This window comes from Streptomyces sp. NPDC031100, assembly GCF_055570785.1.
Genome location: NZ_JBVIGN010000005.1, coordinates 435,823 through 451,456, shown reverse-complemented (window position 1 = coordinate 451,456; position 15,634 = coordinate 435,823). Strand labels below are relative to the sequence as shown.

Sequence of the window (15,634 nt, the reverse complement as noted above, 5' to 3'; positions counted from 1 at the left end):
GACTCAGACGTGGCCCCCTTCCTTCAGTTCTTCAGTTCGGGTGGGGAGATCCGGGACTTGTCGATCGCCGAGCCCGTCGTCCCCCACTTCTTGAGGATCTTGTCGTACGTGCCGTCGGCGATCAGCGAGTTCACCGCCGCCTGGAAGGCCGGGGCGAGCTTCGTGCCCTTCTTGAAGGCGAAGCCGACGTCCAGGCGGTGGAACTCGTTGAGGAATTTCACACCCTGCTGGTGGGCGACCGCGTAGCGCAGGCCGTTGATCGTGGACATCACGACATCGCTGCGGCCCTGCTGCACCGAGGACCAGATCGCGCTCTGCTCGGCGTATGTCTGCACCCGATACGCCTTCTTGCCCGCGTCGGTGCACACGTGCTTGTTCTCCTCCAGCGTGGCCTCGAAGGTCGTACCGGCGCCGGTCGCGACGTCGAGGCCGCACAGCTGGGTGAGGTCGGTGATCCTGGTCAGCTTGCTGTCCTTGCGGGTGGCGAAGCCCTGGCCGTCGTTGATGTACGTGACGAAGTCGACGGTCTTGCGGCGCTCGTCGGTGACCCCGAAGTTGCTCGCACCGACGTCGTACTTGCCGCTGTCCAGGGCCGGCAGGATCGCCTCGAAGCTCGCCTGCTCCACCTTGAGCCGGAGACCGAGCACCTTGGCGACCGCCTTGGTGAAGTCGACGTCCTGGCCGGTCAGGGTCCTGCCGTCGGACAGATAGGTGGTGCCGGGCGGGGTGCCGCCGACGCTGAACGCGACGGTGAGGTCGGTGACGCCCGCCGGCAGCAGCTTCACGGCCGCGTCGTTCTTCTTCTCGGCGGAGACGACGTCCGTCCCCTCCGAGCCACCGGACCCGGACCCGCAGGCGGTGAGCAGCAGAGCAGCCGACGTAATGGCGGCAAAGGGCAGGAAATGGCGATGAGCAGGCGTACGCATCGGGCAGCGGTCTCCTGGAGCAGAGGGGTGTGAAGGAGTGCGAGGGGAGGGGTGCGCGTGTGAAGGCGAATGAAGAAGGAGGAAGGGAGAACGCACAAGACGCCCACCCAGGAGGGCAGGCGCGCAGGGGGTCAGCTCAACAGGACGAGGACCACACGCGACCGAAGTCGATGTGGGAGCGGGTGACCAGCCACTGCTGTGGATGCATGGGCCAAGTGGAACAGGCATCCGGTTCTGCGTCAACTGACGTGAGACGTACGGCTCATAGTGTGGACGACCTTGACAGCGCACCGAAACTCGCACGTACTCTCGACGGACGGCCCTGCTGAGGGGCTCGGCCGTATCCGCGCCACATGGCGCCCCCGTGTGAAGGCACCCACCGTGTTCGACCTACCGTGTCACGGAGCCTTCGCATGTCATCCGACACCCTCGCCAAAGTCCCCGCCGCACCCGAGGTGCCCGAGCGCGCGGACACCCCGACGATCGTCCCGCAGCGCCATTTCGGCCAGTGGACCGCCGCCGTCGTCGTTCTCGTACTTCTCGGCCTCGCCGTCACCTCGGTCCTGCGCAACGAGGCGTTCCAGTGGAACGTCGTAGCCGACTACTTCACCTCGGACTCCGTGGTGCGCGGACTGTGGCTCACCCTGTGGCTGACCGCGGTGGTGATGGTTCTCGGGTTCGCCCTCGGCACCCTGCTCGCCGCCTTCCGGCTCTCCGCCAACCCGGTGCTGCGGGCGGTCGGTTGGGGGTACGTCTGGCTGTTCCGGTCGATCCCGATCCTGGTGCAGCTGCTGCTGTGGTTCAACATCGGGGCGCTGTACCCGCAGGTCTTCGGGGTGAAGACCGTGAACCTGCTGAGCCCGGTCGCCGTCGCGATCGTCGGGCTCACCCTGCACGAGGCCGCCTACGCCGCCGAGGTCGTCCGGGGCGGCATCCTCTCCGTGGACCGCGGGCAGATCGAGGCCGCCCAGGCCCTCGGCCTGAGCCACTGGCAGCGCCGGCGGCGGATCGTGCTGCCGCAGGCGATGCGCTCCATCGTGCCGCCCGCCGGGAACATGCTGATCGGCACCCTCAAGGGCACCTCGATCGTCAGCGTCATCGCCGTCGACGACCTGCTGTTCTCGACCCAGTTGATCTACCACCGCACCTACCAGGTCATCCCGCTGCTGATGGTCGCCACCCTCTGGTACACCCTCGTCACCTCGGTGCTCGGCGTCGGCCAGTACTACGTCGAGAAGCACTACGCGCGCGGCACGGAGTCCGCCCGATGAGGCCGCAGCTGGTGATCGTGGGAGCCGGGCCGCGGGGGACCGGACTCCTCGAACGCATCGCCGCCAACGCGCCCGAGCTGTACGCCGGTTCCGGCCTCGACATCCATCTGGTCGACCCCCATCCGCCGGGCGGCGGACGCATCTGGCGCCAGGCGCAGTCGCCGCTGCTGTGGATGAACTCGCACGCCGAGGACGTCACCATGTTCACCGACGAGACGGTGCTGATGGCCGGCCCGGTGCGCGAGGGCCCCACCCTGCACGAGTGGGCAGGGCTGGACGGCCGCACCTTCGCCGACCGGCAGCTCCAGGGCCGCTATCTGCGCTGGGTGTACGAGCGGGCCGTCGCCGAACTGCCCCCGGGCGTCACCGTCCACCACCATCCCCGGCGCGCCCTGCGGATCGGCGGCTCGCGCGAGGGGCGCCAGCAGGTGTGGCTGGAGGGCCGCCCGCGCCCCCTGCCCGCCGACCTGGCCGTCCTCGCCCTCGGCCATCTCGACTCCGAACTCGACCCCGATCAGGCCGAGTTGGCTGCCTACGCGCAGGCGCACGGCCTGGTCCACCTGCCGCCCGACTTCACCGCCGACAGTGACCTGTCCCCGCTGAAGGCCGGCGAACCCGTCCTCGTCCGCGGCTTCGGGCTGGCCTTCGTCGACCTGCTGGTGCTGCTGACGGAGGGGCGGGGCGGGCGCTACGAGGGCGACACCTACGTTCCCTCGGGGCGCGAGCCGGTGCTGTACGTCGGCTCGCGGCGCGGAGTGCCGTACCACTCGAAGATCGGCTACGACTGGAGCGGTGAACGGCCGCCGCTGCCCCGCTTCTTCGGTCCCGCCGAGGTCGAGGCGCTGCTGGCCAGGCCGGGAGGCTTCGACTTCCGGCGGGATGTGTGGCCGCTGGTGGAGAAGGAGCTGGGCTTCGCCCACTACCACCGGCTCTTCACCGCCCACGTCGAGCGTACGGCGATGACCTGGGCCGACTTCGAGGAGAAGTACGCGGCCGCCGCCGACCCCGCCGAGACCGGGGCGCTCGTCGTCGCCGCCGTACCGGACCCGGCCGACCGCCTCGACCTCGCCGCGCTCGACCACCCCCTCGACGGGGTGCGCTACGCCTCGCACGAGGCGTTCCAGGAGGGACTGCGCGGCTATGTCGAGGCGGACCTGAGCCGTCGTCACGACCCGCAACACAGCGCCGACCTGGGCGTCTTCCTCGGGCTGCTGTCCGTCTACGGGCAGCTGGTGCGGCTCGGGAACATCGGCCCCTGGTGGCACGGCTTCTTCAGCTACCTGGCGTCCGGGCCGCCCGGGCCCCGGCTGCGGCAGCTGCTCGCCCTGTCCCGGGCCGGCATCGTACGGTTCGTCGGCGCCGACATGACCGTCACTGCCGAGGACGGCGCGTTCCGGGCGGCCGGCCCCACCGTGCCCGGGTTCTCCGTGACAGCACGGGCGCTGGTCGAGGCCCGGCTGCCCGAGCCGACCGTGGGACGGGCCCGCGACACCCTGCTGCGCGAGCTGCACGCCGACGGGGCCGCCGAGACCCCCGACGGGCTGCTGCGCGTCGACCCCGCCGACGGCCGGATCCTCGACGGGGCCGGCCGACCGCATCCCCGGCGCTTCGCGCTCGGCCCGTTCACCGACGGCCGCACCCCCGGCGCCTTCACCCGGCCGCGCACCGGCGGGCCCGCGTTCCGGCAGAACGACGCGACGGCCCGCGCCGTGCTCCGGTTCCTGTCAGGTGAAGGCGGCCGGCGGGATCCAGGTGTGCGGAAGCAGGAGGTGCCGTCGTGAGTGTGCGGTACGGGCGTGGGATGGTGCATCTCGGCGTTGCCGTCGATCAGCCGGAGTGTTGTGACGCCGCCCCGTACGTCGAGCTGGCGCAGCTCGCCGAGCGCGGTGGGCTCGACTTCGTGACGCTGGGCGACTCCTTCGCGCGCCCCGGGCCCGACGCCCTCGCCGTGCTGTCACGCGTGGCGCCCGCCACCCGGCGGATCGGGCTGGTCCCCACCGTCACCACCACGCACACCGAGCCCTTCCGCGTCCAGGCCGCCGTCGCCACCCTCGACTGGGCCAGCAGCGGACGGGCCGGCTGGCGGGTCGACGTGTCCGCCACCGAGGGCGAGGCCCGCCTCTTCGGCCGCAGACACGCGGCCCCCGCCGAGGTGCTGTGGCAGGAGGCGGGCGAAGTCGCCGACGTGGCCGCGAAGTTGTGGGACAGCTGGGAGGACGGCGCGGAGATCCGGGACATCGCGACCGGCCGCTTCCTCGACCGGGACCGGCTGCACCACGTCGACTTCACCGGCAGTGCCTTCTCCGTCCGGGGCCCCTCGACCCTGCCCCGGCCCCCGCAGGGCCACCCCGTCCGCGTGGTCGACGTCACCGAGGAACCGGCCAGGCCCACCGCGGCCCGGCACGCCGACGTGGCCCTGATCCGCGCCGCCGACCCCGCGCAGGCCGCCGCCGTACGCCGTCAACTACGGGACCAGGCAGTGGAGTTCGGGAGGAGCGCGGACAGTCTGCGGGTCCTGGTGAGCCTGCTCGTCGACCTCGGCGACGGCGAGTACGCGGCCGAGCCCGGGCACGGCGGGGGAGGGCCCCGGCCGACCGCGCAGGGTCCGTTGTACCGGGGCGGGCCCGTCGACCTCGCGGAGCTGATCGCCGCCTGGCACGCGCAGGACGTCACCGACGGCTTCCACCTCATCCCCGTCGAGCCGCGCCGTGACTTGGAGCGGCTGGTCAACGGCACGGTGGCGCTGCTCCAGCACCGCGGCCGGTTCCGCACCTTCTACCCGGGCAGCACCCTGCGCGAGCACCTCGGCCTGGCCCGGCCCGCCAACCAGTACACCGTGACCGGGGGAACGTCATGACCGTACGACGGCAGGTCCATCTGGCGGCCCGTCTCCCGGCGGACGACGAGAACGCCGTATGGACGGATCCGCGCTTCGGCTCGCCGCTCGCGTTCGGCTCCTTCGAGCAGCCGGCGCGCACCGCCGAGCGCGGGCTGTTCGACTTCCTGCTCCTCTCGGAGCAACTGCGGCTGCCCGAGCACCGGGGGCGGATCCACGACCTCCACGCCACGGGCCGGCCGGAGCCGGTCACCGTACTGAGCGCACTCGCCGGCGTCACCGAACGGCTGGGGCTCGCCGCCACCGTGCACACGGCCTTCACCGAGCCGTACGACCTCGCCCGCAGGCTCGCGACCCTGGACCATCTCAGCGGGGGCCGGGCCGCCTGGCACGTGGAGCCCTCCTCGGACGCCCTCACCGGCGCCAACGTTCGCCACCGTCGCCGTATCGCCCCTGCGGAGCGAGAGGAACGGGCCGCCGAATTCGCCGTCGCAGCGAGGCGGTTGTGGAACTCCTGGACGGCCGACGGGGTGCCCCGGCCGTTCGCACACCAGGGCCGGCACTTCGACATCGCGGGCGAGTTCGGACTGCCCCGCTCACCGCAGGGCCACCCCGTGGCGATCCGGGCGGGTGACGCGGAGCAGGACCGGGAGTCCGCGGCGGCCTCGGCCGACGTACTCCTCGCCCGGCACCGCCCGCCCGCGGCGGGCCGCGCCTTCCGGGCCGACGTCCGACGCCGGCTCGCCGCGTACGGCCGGGCACCGGAGGACCTGAAGATCATGCCCGGTGTCACGGTCGTGCTCGGGGACACCGCCGCCGAGGCCCAGGAGCGGGCCGCGGAGATCAGACGGCAGCAGATCACCCCGCAGGGCGCACTGCACCGCCTGGAGCAGATCTGGGGCCTGGACCTCTCCGGCCACGACCCGGACGGCCCGCTCCCGGCAGCCGATCCGGTGCCAGGGGCGGGGACCACCGCGGACCGGACTCGGCTCACGCTCGCCGAGCAGTGGCGGGCACTGGCGAAGGAGAAGGGGCTGTCGATCCGGGAGACCGTGATCGAGGCGGGCGGCCGCCCGTCCTTCGTCGGTACCCCGGACGCGGTCGCCGCCGAACTCGCGGCGCACGTGGAGGAGGACGCCGCCGACGGCTTCGTTCTCCTCCCGCACCGCACCCCCGGCGGTCTCGACGAGTTCGTGGACCGCGTGGTGCCGCTGCTCCAGGAGCGCGGCGCGTTCCGCACGGAATACCAGGGCACAACGCTGCGCTCACACCTCGGGCTGCCCGACCCGGCAGGAGAGGAATGGACCGTATGACGACGGACGCCTCAGACGCGTGGAAGCGGTCCGGAGGGTCTACTTCCGGACATTCCCGGGACGTGGGGGACGGATGGTGAGGGGGTGGTGCTCACCGCCGCCGAGGGCGACGGCCTGACCGTGGAGGGCCGGCCCTTCTCCGGGGAGGTCCGCCTCGCCGCGGACACCGGACCGGTGGCCGGGGCACGGGTCGCGCTGGGCGAGAAGCGGCTGGCCGTGCTGGTCCGCGAGGGCGTCTGGGGGGGGGGGTGCGGGTCTACGACCCCGCCGCCGAAACCCGCCGCGCCTTCCGGGGCATCGAGGCCACGTCGTACGACCCGCGCTGGTCCGTGCCGGGGCGCTTCACACCGTACGACGACACGCGCACCGTGCGGGTCGGCAACGCGGACGGTCGGAAGCGGGGGCTCGACCTCGTCGGTGAACTCGCCTTCCACCTGGCCGGCCACGCGCTGACGCTCCAGGTCGGGCAGCAGGGCGACGGCCGGCTGTGGGCGGTGTTCGCCGATGCCACCAGCGGTGACGCCGGCTTCCGGTTCCTCTTCCCGCAGGCACCGGACGCGGAGGGCCGCACCACGGTCGACCTGACGCTCAAGTGGCCCCAGGTGGCTGGTCCGTTCGGGTGGTTCAAATGTTGACGGCCGAAAGGCACCCTTGTCCGGACCGGGCGTTCGGCCGAATACTCCCCCCAGCGCTTGTCAGGGGCATGCGTGTTCGGAAACCAGGACCGGCCCCTGGCTGCGCCTCACGGGCCCCGACCCCACGCGGGCCCCCGACTTCCCCTGGGAGGGAACGAAAAGTGAGGATCAAGCGCACCACCCCCCGCAGTGGCACCGCGAGACGGACCCGGCTGATCGCCGTGGCCACGGGCTTCCTGGCCGCGGCTGCGTTCGCCGCCCCCACCGCGAACGCCAGCGACTCCGACACGTTCAGCGTCAGTCAGCTCACCAAGGCGAGCGACTCCGTCCTCAAGGCCGACATCGCCGGTACGGCCTGGGCGGTGGACAGCAAGACCAACCGTGTCGTCGTCACCGTCGACAGCACGGTCTCCCGGGCCGAGATCGCCAAGATCAGGCAGCAGGCCGGCAGCAACGCGGGCGCGCTGACCATCAAGCACACCCCCGGCAAGTTCAACAAGCTGATCAGCGGCGGCGACGCCATCTACGGCGGCTCCTACCGCTGCTCGCTCGGTTTCAACGTGCACAGCGGCAGCACGTACTACTTCCTGACCGCCGGTCACTGCGGCGAGGTCGCCTCGACCTGGTACAGCAACTCCAACCACACCACGACGCTGGGTACGAACGTCGACTACAGCTTCCCCGGCAACGACTTCGCGCTGGTGCGCTACACCAACTCCTCGATCTCCCACCCGAGCGCGGTCGGCAGCCAGACCATCAGCAGCGCGGCCACCCCGTCCGTGGGCACGACCGTCTACCGGCGCGGCTCGACCACCGGCACGCACAGCGGCCGGGTCACCGCGCTGAACGCGACCGTCAACTACGGCAGCGGTGACATCGTCCGCGGCCTGATCCAGACCACGGTCTGCGCCGAGGGCGGCGACAGCGGCGGTCCGCTCTACGCGGGCACCGTGGCCTACGGGCTGACCTCCGGCGGCAGCGGTGACTGCTCCTCCGGCGGTACGACCTTCTTCCAGCCGGTCACCGAGGCGCTGAGCTACTACGGTGTGACCCTTCCCTGAGGCTGCGGCCGAGTTCGGCTGGTTCGGCTTGACGAGCCCCCGCGCGCGGGTTGCGTGCGGGGGCTCGTTCGTGTCGTGGCGGAGGGGTGCATTCCGGCCAGGGGTAACCGTCACTGTCCGCCGATGAGCTACTCGCACGTGGTGTTTGCAGTGCGAATTCCCTGAGGTGACCGTCGTCCGTCAAGTCGACGGGGGCGTGCGGCCACTTCGTGTGCGCGTCCTGAAGTCGACCTTGTGTGCTCCCTGTGCTGTTCGGAAGAGTGGGCGCCCGTCAACCAGCCTTCCGGTCCTCGAGGTCCCCACAACCTTCCGGACCGATCCCCCACAGGAGGACGTGAGTTGAAGCACCGACGCATACCCAGACGGCGGGCCGCCATGGCCGGCGCGGGAATCGCCGCACTGGTCGCAGCGGGTGTCACCTTCCAGACTGCGAACGCCAGCGAGCCCGGGAAGTCCGCTTCGGAACCGCAGGTTCTGTCGGTCCCGGCGGCCGGAAAGCTCGCCGCTGCGCTCGTGAAGGACCTCGGGTCCGACGCGGCGGGCACGTACTACGACGCCCGGGCGAAGAGCCTCGTCGTCAACGTGCTCGACGCCACCGCCGCCAAGGCCGTCCAGGCGGCCGGGGCCAAGGCCAGGATCGTCTCCCACTCGCTCGCCGAACTCGATGGTGCGCGGGCGACGTTGAAGAAGGACGCGACCATCCCCGGAACCTCGTGGGCGACCGACCCGGTCACCAACAAGGTCGTCGTCACCGCCGACAAGACCGTGTCCGGGACGGAGTGGGCCAAGCTCAGCAAGGTCGTCGACGGGCTCGGGGCCAAGGCCGAACTGAAGCGGTCGAAGGGGGAGTTCAAGCCCTTCATCGCCGGCGGCGACGCGATCACCGGGTCCGGCGGGCGCTGCTCGCTGGGCTTCAACGTGGTCAAGGACGGGCAGCCGTACTTCCTGACCGCGGGGCACTGCACCGAGGCCATCTCCACCTGGTCGGACTCTTCCGGCAACGTCATCGGCCAGAACGAGCAGTCCAGCTTCCCGGGTGATGACTTCGGGCTGGTCAAGTACACCTCCAGCACCGACCACCCGAGCGAGGTCGACCTCTACGACGGGTCCGCCCAGCAGATCACGGGCGCGGCCGAGGCCACCGTGGGGATGAAGGTCACCCGCAGTGGCTCCACCACCCACGTGCACGACGGTACGGTCACCGGGCTGAACGCCACCGTCAACTACTCGGAGGGCACCGTCAGCGGTCTGATCCAGACCGATGTGTGTGCCGAGCCCGGTGACAGCGGTGGCTCGCTCTTCTCGGGGAGCAACGCTGTCGGGCTGACCTCGGGTGGCAGTGGTGACTGCACCTCCGGTGGGGAGACCTTCTTCCAGCCGGTCACCGAGGCGCTGTCGGCCACGGGCACGCAGATCGGCTGACCTGTAGTTCGTCGGAGTCCCGCCCCGTGAGGGGCGGGACTTTTGCGTTGTCATGCCTGCGGCGGCCTGTTGCTCGCCATTGAGCCGGCCGCTTGCCTCGTCAAAGAATCGCTGATGTGTTCGAATCTGAGTCGCTGACCGGGGCTGATGGGGTTAGAGTAATCGAACGAGAGTACGATGAACGTATTGGGCAAATGACCGAAAAGGGGTGGAGTGATGGAGGTGCGGCATGGTGGGCTTCGCCCATGTGCACGTCGCGTCCGGTTACTCCGCTCGCTACGGCGCCGCCCATCCGGAGCACCTTGTTCGAAGGGCGGCCGAGCGGGGCATGGCGGCGCTCGCGCTGACTGATCGGGACACGGTCACCGGTGTCGTCCGGTTCGCTCGGGCGTGTGCGAAGGAAGGGGTTCGGCCGGTCTTCGGTGTCGATCTGGCCGTGGAGGCCATCGCGCCTCCGCCGCCCGGGCAGCGGCGTCGTACTCCGGCGCGTGGTGGTGCGCATGTCGTCGAGCCGCCGCTGCGGTTCGTGCTGCTCGCGCAGGACCGGGAGGGGTGGGCTCGGCTGTGCCGTATCACGTCGGCTGCCCATGCGGGTGCAGTGGGCGGTAGGGCGCCGGTGGTGCCGTGGGAGGCGTTGCGTGAGTACGGCGGTCCGGGGCTGGTGGTTCTGCTGGGTCCGCTTTCGGAGCCGGTGCGGGCGCTGTCGGTGGGGCGGGAGGACGTTGCGGTGAAGCTGCTGGCGCCGTGGCGGGAGATCTTCGGGAGGGGGGTCAGGTTGGAGGTTGTTGCGCAGAAACGTTTTGGCACCGGGCCGGGATCTCTTCGGCTGGCTGCTCGGACGCTGGCGCTGGCCGACCGTACCGGTACGACCGCCGTGCTCTCCAACGCCGTCCGCTACGCCGACCCCGACCAGCACCGTCTCGCCGACGTCCTGGACGCCGCGCGGCTGCTGCGCCCCATCGACCGGCGCCGCCTGGACAGCGGGCAGCGCTGGCTCAAGGACGAGGGAAGGATGGAGAGCGTCGCACGGATGATCGTCGAGTGCGCCGGAGGCGATGTCCGGCGGGCGCGTCGTCTGATGGCGGACACCGCCGCCACGGCGGCCGCGTGCACCGTCGATCCGGTGGCGGATCTCGGGCTGGGCGCCCGGCACTTCCCGGAACCGTCGCTCTTCGGCGCTGATCCGGGGGCAGGCGGTGCGGCCCGGCTGCTGCGTCTGCGGTGCGAAGAGGGTTTGGCCCGGCGTGGTCTGGCCCGTGACCGCGCTGCGGTGGAGCGGCTGGACCAGGAACTCGATGTGATCTCCCGGCTGGCCTACGACTCGTACTTCCTCGCCGTCGGCCAGGTCGTCGCCGACATCCGGGCCAAGGGCATCCGGGTCGCGGCCCGTGGCTCGGGCGCCGGGTCGATGGTCTGTCACGCGCTGGACATCGCCACGGCCAATCCGCTCGACCACCGCCTGCTGTTCGAACGCTTCCTGAGCGTGCGCCGGGCTTCGCTGCCCGACATCGACATCGATGTGGAGTCGGCCCGACGGCTCGAGTGCTACGACGCGATCTTCGAGCGGTTCGGGAAGGAGCGGGTGGCGGTCACCGCCATGCCCGAGACCTACCGGGCGCGCCGGGCCCTGCGCGACACCGGCCTTGCCCTCGGCATCGCGCCCGCGGACGTCGACCGGATCGCCAAGAGCTTCCCGCACCTGCGGGCCTGCGACATCACCGGTGCGCTCGCCGAGCTGCCCGAGCTGCGGCAACTGGCCGCCGAGGCGCACCGGTACGGGCCCCTGTGGGAGCTCGCCGAAGGCCTCGACTCCCTGGTCCACGGCATGGCCATGCACCCCTGCGGCGTGGTCATCAGCGACGCGACCCTCCTGGACCGGCTGCCGGTGCAGCCGACCCCGCAGGGCGACTATCCGATGGCGATGGCGGCCAAGGAGGAGATCGAGGCGCTGGGCAACATCAAACTCGACGTTCTGGGTGTGCGGATGCAGTCCGCGATGGCTCATGCCGTCGCGGAGATCGAGCGGACGACCGGCCGGCACATCGAGCTGGACGATCCGAAGCAGGTACCGCTCGACGACGTCTTCGCGTTCAAGCTCATCCAGGAGAGCCAGACCCTGGGGCTGTTCCAGTTGGAGTCGCCCGGTCAGCAGGATCTTCTGTCCCGGTTGCAGCCGCGTAATCCGCAGGACGTCATCGCCGACATCAGTCTCTTCCGTCCCGGGCCGGTCGCCGGTGGCATGCCCGAGCGGTACATCGCCGCCCGGCACGGCGGCGCACCCTCCTACGCCCACCCCGACCTGGAGCCGGTGCTCGCCGACACCTACGGTGTGACCATCTGGCACGAGCAGATCATCGAGACGCTGTCCGTGATGACCGGCTGCGACCGGTCCTTCGCGGAGATCACCCGGCGGGCGCTCGGCGACAAGGACCAGCTGCCGAGGATCAAGGACTGGTTCCACCAGCTGGCACGCGCGCGTGGCTACAGTACGGCCGTACGGGACGAGGTCTGGAAGACCGTCGAGGCTTTCGGGGCGTACGGCTTCTGCCGGGCCCACGCGGTCGCCTTCGCCGTGCCCGCTCTGCAGAGTGCCTGGCTCAAGGCGCACTATCCGGCTTTCTTGCTGGCCGGTCTCCTCGAACACGATCCCGGTATGTGGCCCAAGCGGGTCCTGGTCTCCGACGCCCGTCGGCGTGGTGTCCCTGTCCTGCCCGTCGACATCAACCGCTCCAAGGTGAAGCACACCGCGGAGATGGCCGAGGGGGAGCAGTGGGGTGTGCGGCTTGCGCTGTCCGCGGTGCACGGCATCGGCGAGGAGGAGTGTGCGCGGATCGAGGAGGGGCAGCCGTACGGATCGCTGTCCGACTTCTGGCAGCGGGCCCGTCCCAGCAGGCCCACTGCCGAACGCCTCGCGGAGATCGGCGCCCTGAACTCCCTCCACGACGGCCGGCTCACCCGGCGTGACCTTCTGCTCCAGATCGCCGAACTCCACCGGCAGTCCCGCAACCGAACCGCGAGCAAGGGGCAGCTGCCCATCGACGCGGGTGCGGTCGGTGGGGCGGAGCCGAGCGGTCTGCCGGAGATGACCGGTCGTGAGGCGCTGAACGCGGAGCTGAGCACCCTGGGCATCGACGTCTCCAAGCATCTGATGGAGCACCATCACCGGCTGCTGCGGGAGATCGGCGCGACGGACGCGGCGCACCTGGCCGGGATGCGCGCCGGTCAGCAGGTGCTCGTCGCCGGTGTGCGGGCCTCGACCCAGACCCCGCCGATCGCGAGTGGCAAGCGGATCATCTTCGTCACGCTGGAGGACGGCTCCGGCCTGGTCGACCTGGCCTTCTTCGAGGACTCCCACCCGGCCTGCGCGCACACCGTGTTCCACAGCGGGCTGCTGCTGGTCCGTGGCACGGTCCAGGTACGCGGCACCCGCCGTACCGTCGTCGGCACCATGGCCTGGGACCTGGACCGGATCGCCGCGGCCCGCCGTGACCACGGCCCCGAGGCCGCGCTCGCTCTCCTCGGCGAGAGCCGTCCGCATCCGACCCCCGCACAGCCGCAGCGCACCCTGGTCAACGGCACCACCGGTGCCCGGCTGCACCCGTACGCCGATCTGCAGCCCGCCGGCAGCCGTTCGGCCGACCTGAAGAAGTTCGGTTACACCAGTCCGGGGAGTGCGGGATGACCACACGTCAGCGGCACATCGCCCACCTCTATCTGCACGCCTCACTGACGGAGGATCAGTACGGTGATGTAATCGAACTGATGTCTGGTATCACGCCTCATGTGCAGGCCGTCCCGCCCAACGCCGTGCAGATGGACCTGACATCGGCGCTCAGGTACTTCGACCTGTCTCCCTACGACGTGGTCCAGCTGGCGAAGATCAGGCTGAAGGCCCTCTACGGCATCGACTGCAGCGCCGGGCTCGCGGGCAACCGCATGCTGGCGGCCATGGCGGCCGACGCCTCCGCTCCGGGAGAGACCACCTGGGTCCCCGCCGAGCGGGCCGCCGAATGGCTGTATCCGCGGCCGGTCACCGCGCTGCCCGGGATCGGCCGCACCACGGCCACCACGCTCGGCAGATACGGCCTGCACACCATCGGCCAGGTCACCGACCTGCCCTCGGGGACCCTGCAACGGCTCCTCGGCGTCGGCCAGGCGCGGCTGCTGGCCGAGCGCGCCCGCGGCCACGACCCCCGCCCGGTCACCCCCATGGAACCAGCGATGTACCTGACCGCCGATCTCGTGCTCGACCGGGACTGCCTCGATCCGGCACAGCATCACCGAGCCGTTCTGGGGCTCGCCGACCGGATCGGTCAGCGCCTGCGCGGTGAAGGCCAGGTCGCCGGCCGCATCGCCCTCACGGTGCGGTACGCCGACCGCAGTTCCACCACGCGCGTGCGGACGCTGCCGGAACCCACCAACCACTCACCGGCCCTCGCCGCAGCTGCTGTGGGTCTGCTGACCGCCCTCGGGCTGCAACGCGCACGAGTCCGTGCCTTCGCCGTCCGCGCCGACGACCTGCTGCCGGCCGGCGATGCTTACCGCCAGCTCTCCCTGGACCCCGGTGACGCCCGGGCCCGCGCCGCCGAAGCCGCCGCAGACCGGGCCCGTCGGCGTTTCGGAGCGGAGGCCGTACGTCCCGCCGCCCTGGCTGCTCCGACCGCACTCAGAGCCTGAACCCGATCCGTGTGTGTCACAGCGTCGGCTCCGCCCAGAGGTCGGGCGGGATGACGCCGGCGGAGCGGCCATGGGGTCCAGGAGGTGTCCGAGCAGCACTGCCGGCCGAGGCCGGCCTGCTCATGGCCGTCGACGGCTACCCCACCCTCGCCGACCTCACCCCTGACACCTGAACACACCGGATATGGCGGACAGCTGCAATGCCTGCCCTACCCGGATGTGGGACGCTCACGCTGTGGTGCGCTGCCTCATCGTCGACGACAGCCTCTGCTTCCTGACAGCCGCTCGCGATCTGCTGGAGCGCGAGGGCGTCACGGTGGTGGGGGTTGCGTCGACTGGTGCCGAAGCGGCCCAGCGGGTCGAAGAGCTACGGCCGGACGTCGTCCTGATGGACATCGAACTCGGTGCGGAGAACGGCATCGAACTCGCGGATCGTATCCATCAGCACGCCACGGCCGAACCGCCTCGGACCATCCTGATCTCCACGCACGCGGAGCAGGACTACGCGCACCTGATCGCCGCCTCCTCGGCGATCGGGTTCCTGTGCAAGACATGCCTGTCCGCCGCGGCGATCCGCGCCCTGCTCGGCGAGGGGCGGAACAGCCGCGCCGGCGAAGGGTGAAACTCTGTCAGGGGGCCTGCAGAAAGGTCAGCACAGCCCGTACCCGCCGGTGGTCGTCGTCGGTCTCGGACAGGCCCAGCTTGCCGAGGATGCTGTGCACGTGCTTCTCCACGGTGCCCTCGGTGACCCAGAGACGGCGTGCGATACCGACGTTGGACCGGCCCTCCGCCATCAGGGCCAGCACCTCGCGCTCGCGGTCGCTCAGCACGTCGAGGGGATCCTCGCGCCGTTGCACCGACACCAGTTCCTGGATCAGGGCGGGATCCACGACGGATCCGCCCTTGGCGATCCTCCTGACCGCCTCCAGGAACTCCTCCGCATCGGCGACCCGGCTCTTGAGCAGGTAGCCGATCTGCCGACCGCCCGCCAGCAGCTCCATGGCGTGCTCGACCTCGACGTGCGCGGACAGGACCAGGATGCCGACGCCCGGCAGCTCACGGCGGATGACGCGGGCCGCCTCCAGTCCCTCCGTGGTGTTGGTCGGCGGCATGCGGATGTCGACCACCACCAGGTCGGGCACGGTTTCCCTGGCGAGTTGCAGCAGCGCGCGGCCGTCCCCGACCTGCCCCACGACGGACACCTCGGACCGCTCGAGCAAGCTGGCCAGGCCCTGGCGGAGCAGGACGTCGTCGTCCGCCAGAACCACCCGCAACTGCGTCATACCGTGCCTTCCGCCGTCCTGTGCGGCATGGACGGCCGGCCTCCCGGCCCATGGCAGGGTGGCCCGCCTACCAGCAGGCTCTCACGGGCATCGGCACCGAGGCGACCGCGGAACCGCCCCGCCGCGGGGCCGGTGCCACGGCCCGCGATGCCGCCGGGATTCGGTGTCACACTTGATGGACGAAGTCTGACAAGCCGGGCAAGGGAAGCG

At 70.9% G+C, this 15,634-nt stretch carries 12 protein-coding genes and 1 pseudogene; 11 read left to right on the top strand and 2 right to left on the bottom strand.

Annotation, left to right across the window (positions count from 1 at the left end):
* Window positions 1-23 precede the first annotated feature (23 nt).
* Window positions 24-926 (bottom strand): ABC transporter substrate-binding protein, encoded by a 903-nt coding sequence (locus ACZ5DS_RS17910; protein WP_468239171.1) that lies wholly within the window; start codon window positions 924-926, stop codon window positions 24-26.
* Window positions 927-1,339: 413 nt separating this feature from the next.
* Between ACZ5DS_RS17910 and ACZ5DS_RS17905 the strand changes: the two genes are divergently transcribed.
* The 11 genes and pseudogenes from ACZ5DS_RS17905 to ACZ5DS_RS17855 all read left to right on the top strand — a co-directional run bounded on the left by ACZ5DS_RS17905 (window position 1,340) and on the right by ACZ5DS_RS17855 (window position 14,763).
* Window positions 1,340-2,197: an amino acid ABC transporter permease gene (locus ACZ5DS_RS17905; RefSeq protein WP_468239169.1), complete on the top strand. Its 858-nt coding sequence runs from the start codon at window positions 1,340-1,342 to the stop codon at window positions 2,195-2,197.
* Window positions 2,194-3,978 carry an FAD/NAD(P)-binding protein gene (locus ACZ5DS_RS17900; protein WP_468239166.1) on the top strand — a complete coding sequence of 595 codons (1,785 nt, stop codon included), beginning with the start codon at window positions 2,194-2,196 and terminating at the stop codon, window positions 3,976-3,978. The genes ACZ5DS_RS17905 and ACZ5DS_RS17900 overlap by 4 nt, the downstream gene beginning before the upstream one ends.
* A 20-nt stretch (window positions 3,979-3,998) precedes the next feature.
* Window positions 3,999-5,054 carry an LLM class flavin-dependent oxidoreductase gene (locus ACZ5DS_RS17895; RefSeq protein ID WP_468239307.1) on the top strand — a complete coding sequence of 352 codons (1,056 nt, stop codon included), beginning with the start codon at window positions 3,999-4,001 and terminating at the stop codon, window positions 5,052-5,054.
* Window positions 5,051-6,346: an NtaA/DmoA family FMN-dependent monooxygenase gene (locus tag ACZ5DS_RS17890; RefSeq protein WP_468239162.1), complete on the top strand. Its 1,296-nt coding sequence runs from the start codon at window positions 5,051-5,053 to the stop codon at window positions 6,344-6,346. The genes ACZ5DS_RS17895 and ACZ5DS_RS17890 overlap by 4 nt, the downstream gene beginning before the upstream one ends.
* Window positions 6,347-6,376: 30 nt before the next feature.
* Window positions 6,377-6,927 (top strand): annotated as a pseudogene (locus ACZ5DS_RS17885) (DUF1684 domain-containing protein); the annotation flags it as partial.
* A gap of 215 nt (window positions 6,928-7,142) precedes the next feature.
* Window positions 7,143-8,042, top strand: coding sequence for a S1 family peptidase (locus ACZ5DS_RS17880; protein WP_468239159.1), 900 nt, complete (start codon window positions 7,143-7,145; stop codon window positions 8,040-8,042).
* A gap of 339 nt (window positions 8,043-8,381) precedes the next feature.
* The gene (locus tag ACZ5DS_RS17875) at window positions 8,382-9,464 is read left to right on the top strand and encodes a S1 family peptidase (protein ID WP_468239155.1); all 1,083 of its coding nucleotides are present in this window, start codon (window positions 8,382-8,384) and stop codon (window positions 9,462-9,464) included.
* A gap of 229 nt (window positions 9,465-9,693) precedes the next feature.
* Window positions 9,694-13,146: a DNA polymerase III subunit alpha gene (locus ACZ5DS_RS17870; protein ID WP_468239153.1), complete on the top strand. Its 3,453-nt coding sequence runs from the start codon at window positions 9,694-9,696 to the stop codon at window positions 13,144-13,146.
* Window positions 13,143-14,141, top strand: coding sequence for a DNA polymerase Y family protein (locus ACZ5DS_RS17865; protein ID WP_468239150.1), 999 nt, complete (start codon window positions 13,143-13,145; stop codon window positions 14,139-14,141). The genes ACZ5DS_RS17870 and ACZ5DS_RS17865 overlap by 4 nt, the downstream gene beginning before the upstream one ends.
* 50 nt (window positions 14,142-14,191) lie before the next feature.
* Entirely contained in the window at window positions 14,192-14,314 is a 123-nt protein-coding gene (locus tag ACZ5DS_RS17860; RefSeq protein ID WP_468239148.1) for a hypothetical protein, read from the top strand.
* Between the two features lie 11 nt (window positions 14,315-14,325).
* A complete protein-coding gene (locus ACZ5DS_RS17855; protein ID WP_468239145.1) occupies window positions 14,326-14,763 on the top strand; it encodes a response regulator transcription factor in 438 nt (145 codons plus the stop codon).
* Between the two features lie 7 nt (window positions 14,764-14,770).
* Here ACZ5DS_RS17855 and ACZ5DS_RS17850 read toward each other — a convergent pair whose 3' ends face one another.
* Window positions 14,771-15,424, bottom strand: a complete 654-nt coding sequence (locus tag ACZ5DS_RS17850; protein ID WP_468239142.1) for a response regulator — start codon at window positions 15,422-15,424, stop codon at window positions 14,771-14,773.
* Between the last annotated feature and the right edge of the window lie 210 nt (window positions 15,425-15,634).

Excerpts from the sequence above, each read along its gene's own strand:
- ACZ5DS_RS17910 (WP_468239171.1), bottom strand. The coding sequence starts at position 926 with ATGCGTACGCCTGCTCATCGCCATTTCCTGCCCTTTGCCGCCATTACG.
- ACZ5DS_RS17905 (WP_468239169.1), top strand. The coding sequence starts at position 1,340 with ATGTCATCCGACACCCTCGCCAAAGTCCCCGCCGCACCCGAGGTGCCC.
- ACZ5DS_RS17900 (WP_468239166.1), top strand. The coding sequence starts at position 2,194 with ATGAGGCCGCAGCTGGTGATCGTGGGAGCCGGGCCGCGGGGGACCGGA.
- ACZ5DS_RS17895 (WP_468239307.1), top strand. The coding sequence starts at position 3,999 with ATGGTGCATCTCGGCGTTGCCGTCGATCAGCCGGAGTGTTGTGACGCC.
- ACZ5DS_RS17890 (WP_468239162.1), top strand. The coding sequence starts at position 5,051 with ATGACCGTACGACGGCAGGTCCATCTGGCGGCCCGTCTCCCGGCGGAC.
- ACZ5DS_RS17870 (WP_468239153.1), top strand. The coding sequence starts at position 9,694 with ATGGTGGGCTTCGCCCATGTGCACGTCGCGTCCGGTTACTCCGCTCGC.
- ACZ5DS_RS17865 (WP_468239150.1), top strand. The coding sequence starts at position 13,143 with ATGACCACACGTCAGCGGCACATCGCCCACCTCTATCTGCACGCCTCA.
- ACZ5DS_RS17860 (WP_468239148.1), top strand. The coding sequence starts at position 14,192 with ATGACGCCGGCGGAGCGGCCATGGGGTCCAGGAGGTGTCCGAGCAGCA.
- ACZ5DS_RS17855 (WP_468239145.1), top strand. The coding sequence starts at position 14,326 with ATGGCGGACAGCTGCAATGCCTGCCCTACCCGGATGTGGGACGCTCAC.
- ACZ5DS_RS17850 (WP_468239142.1), bottom strand. The coding sequence starts at position 15,424 with ATGACGCAGTTGCGGGTGGTTCTGGCGGACGACGACGTCCTGCTCCGC.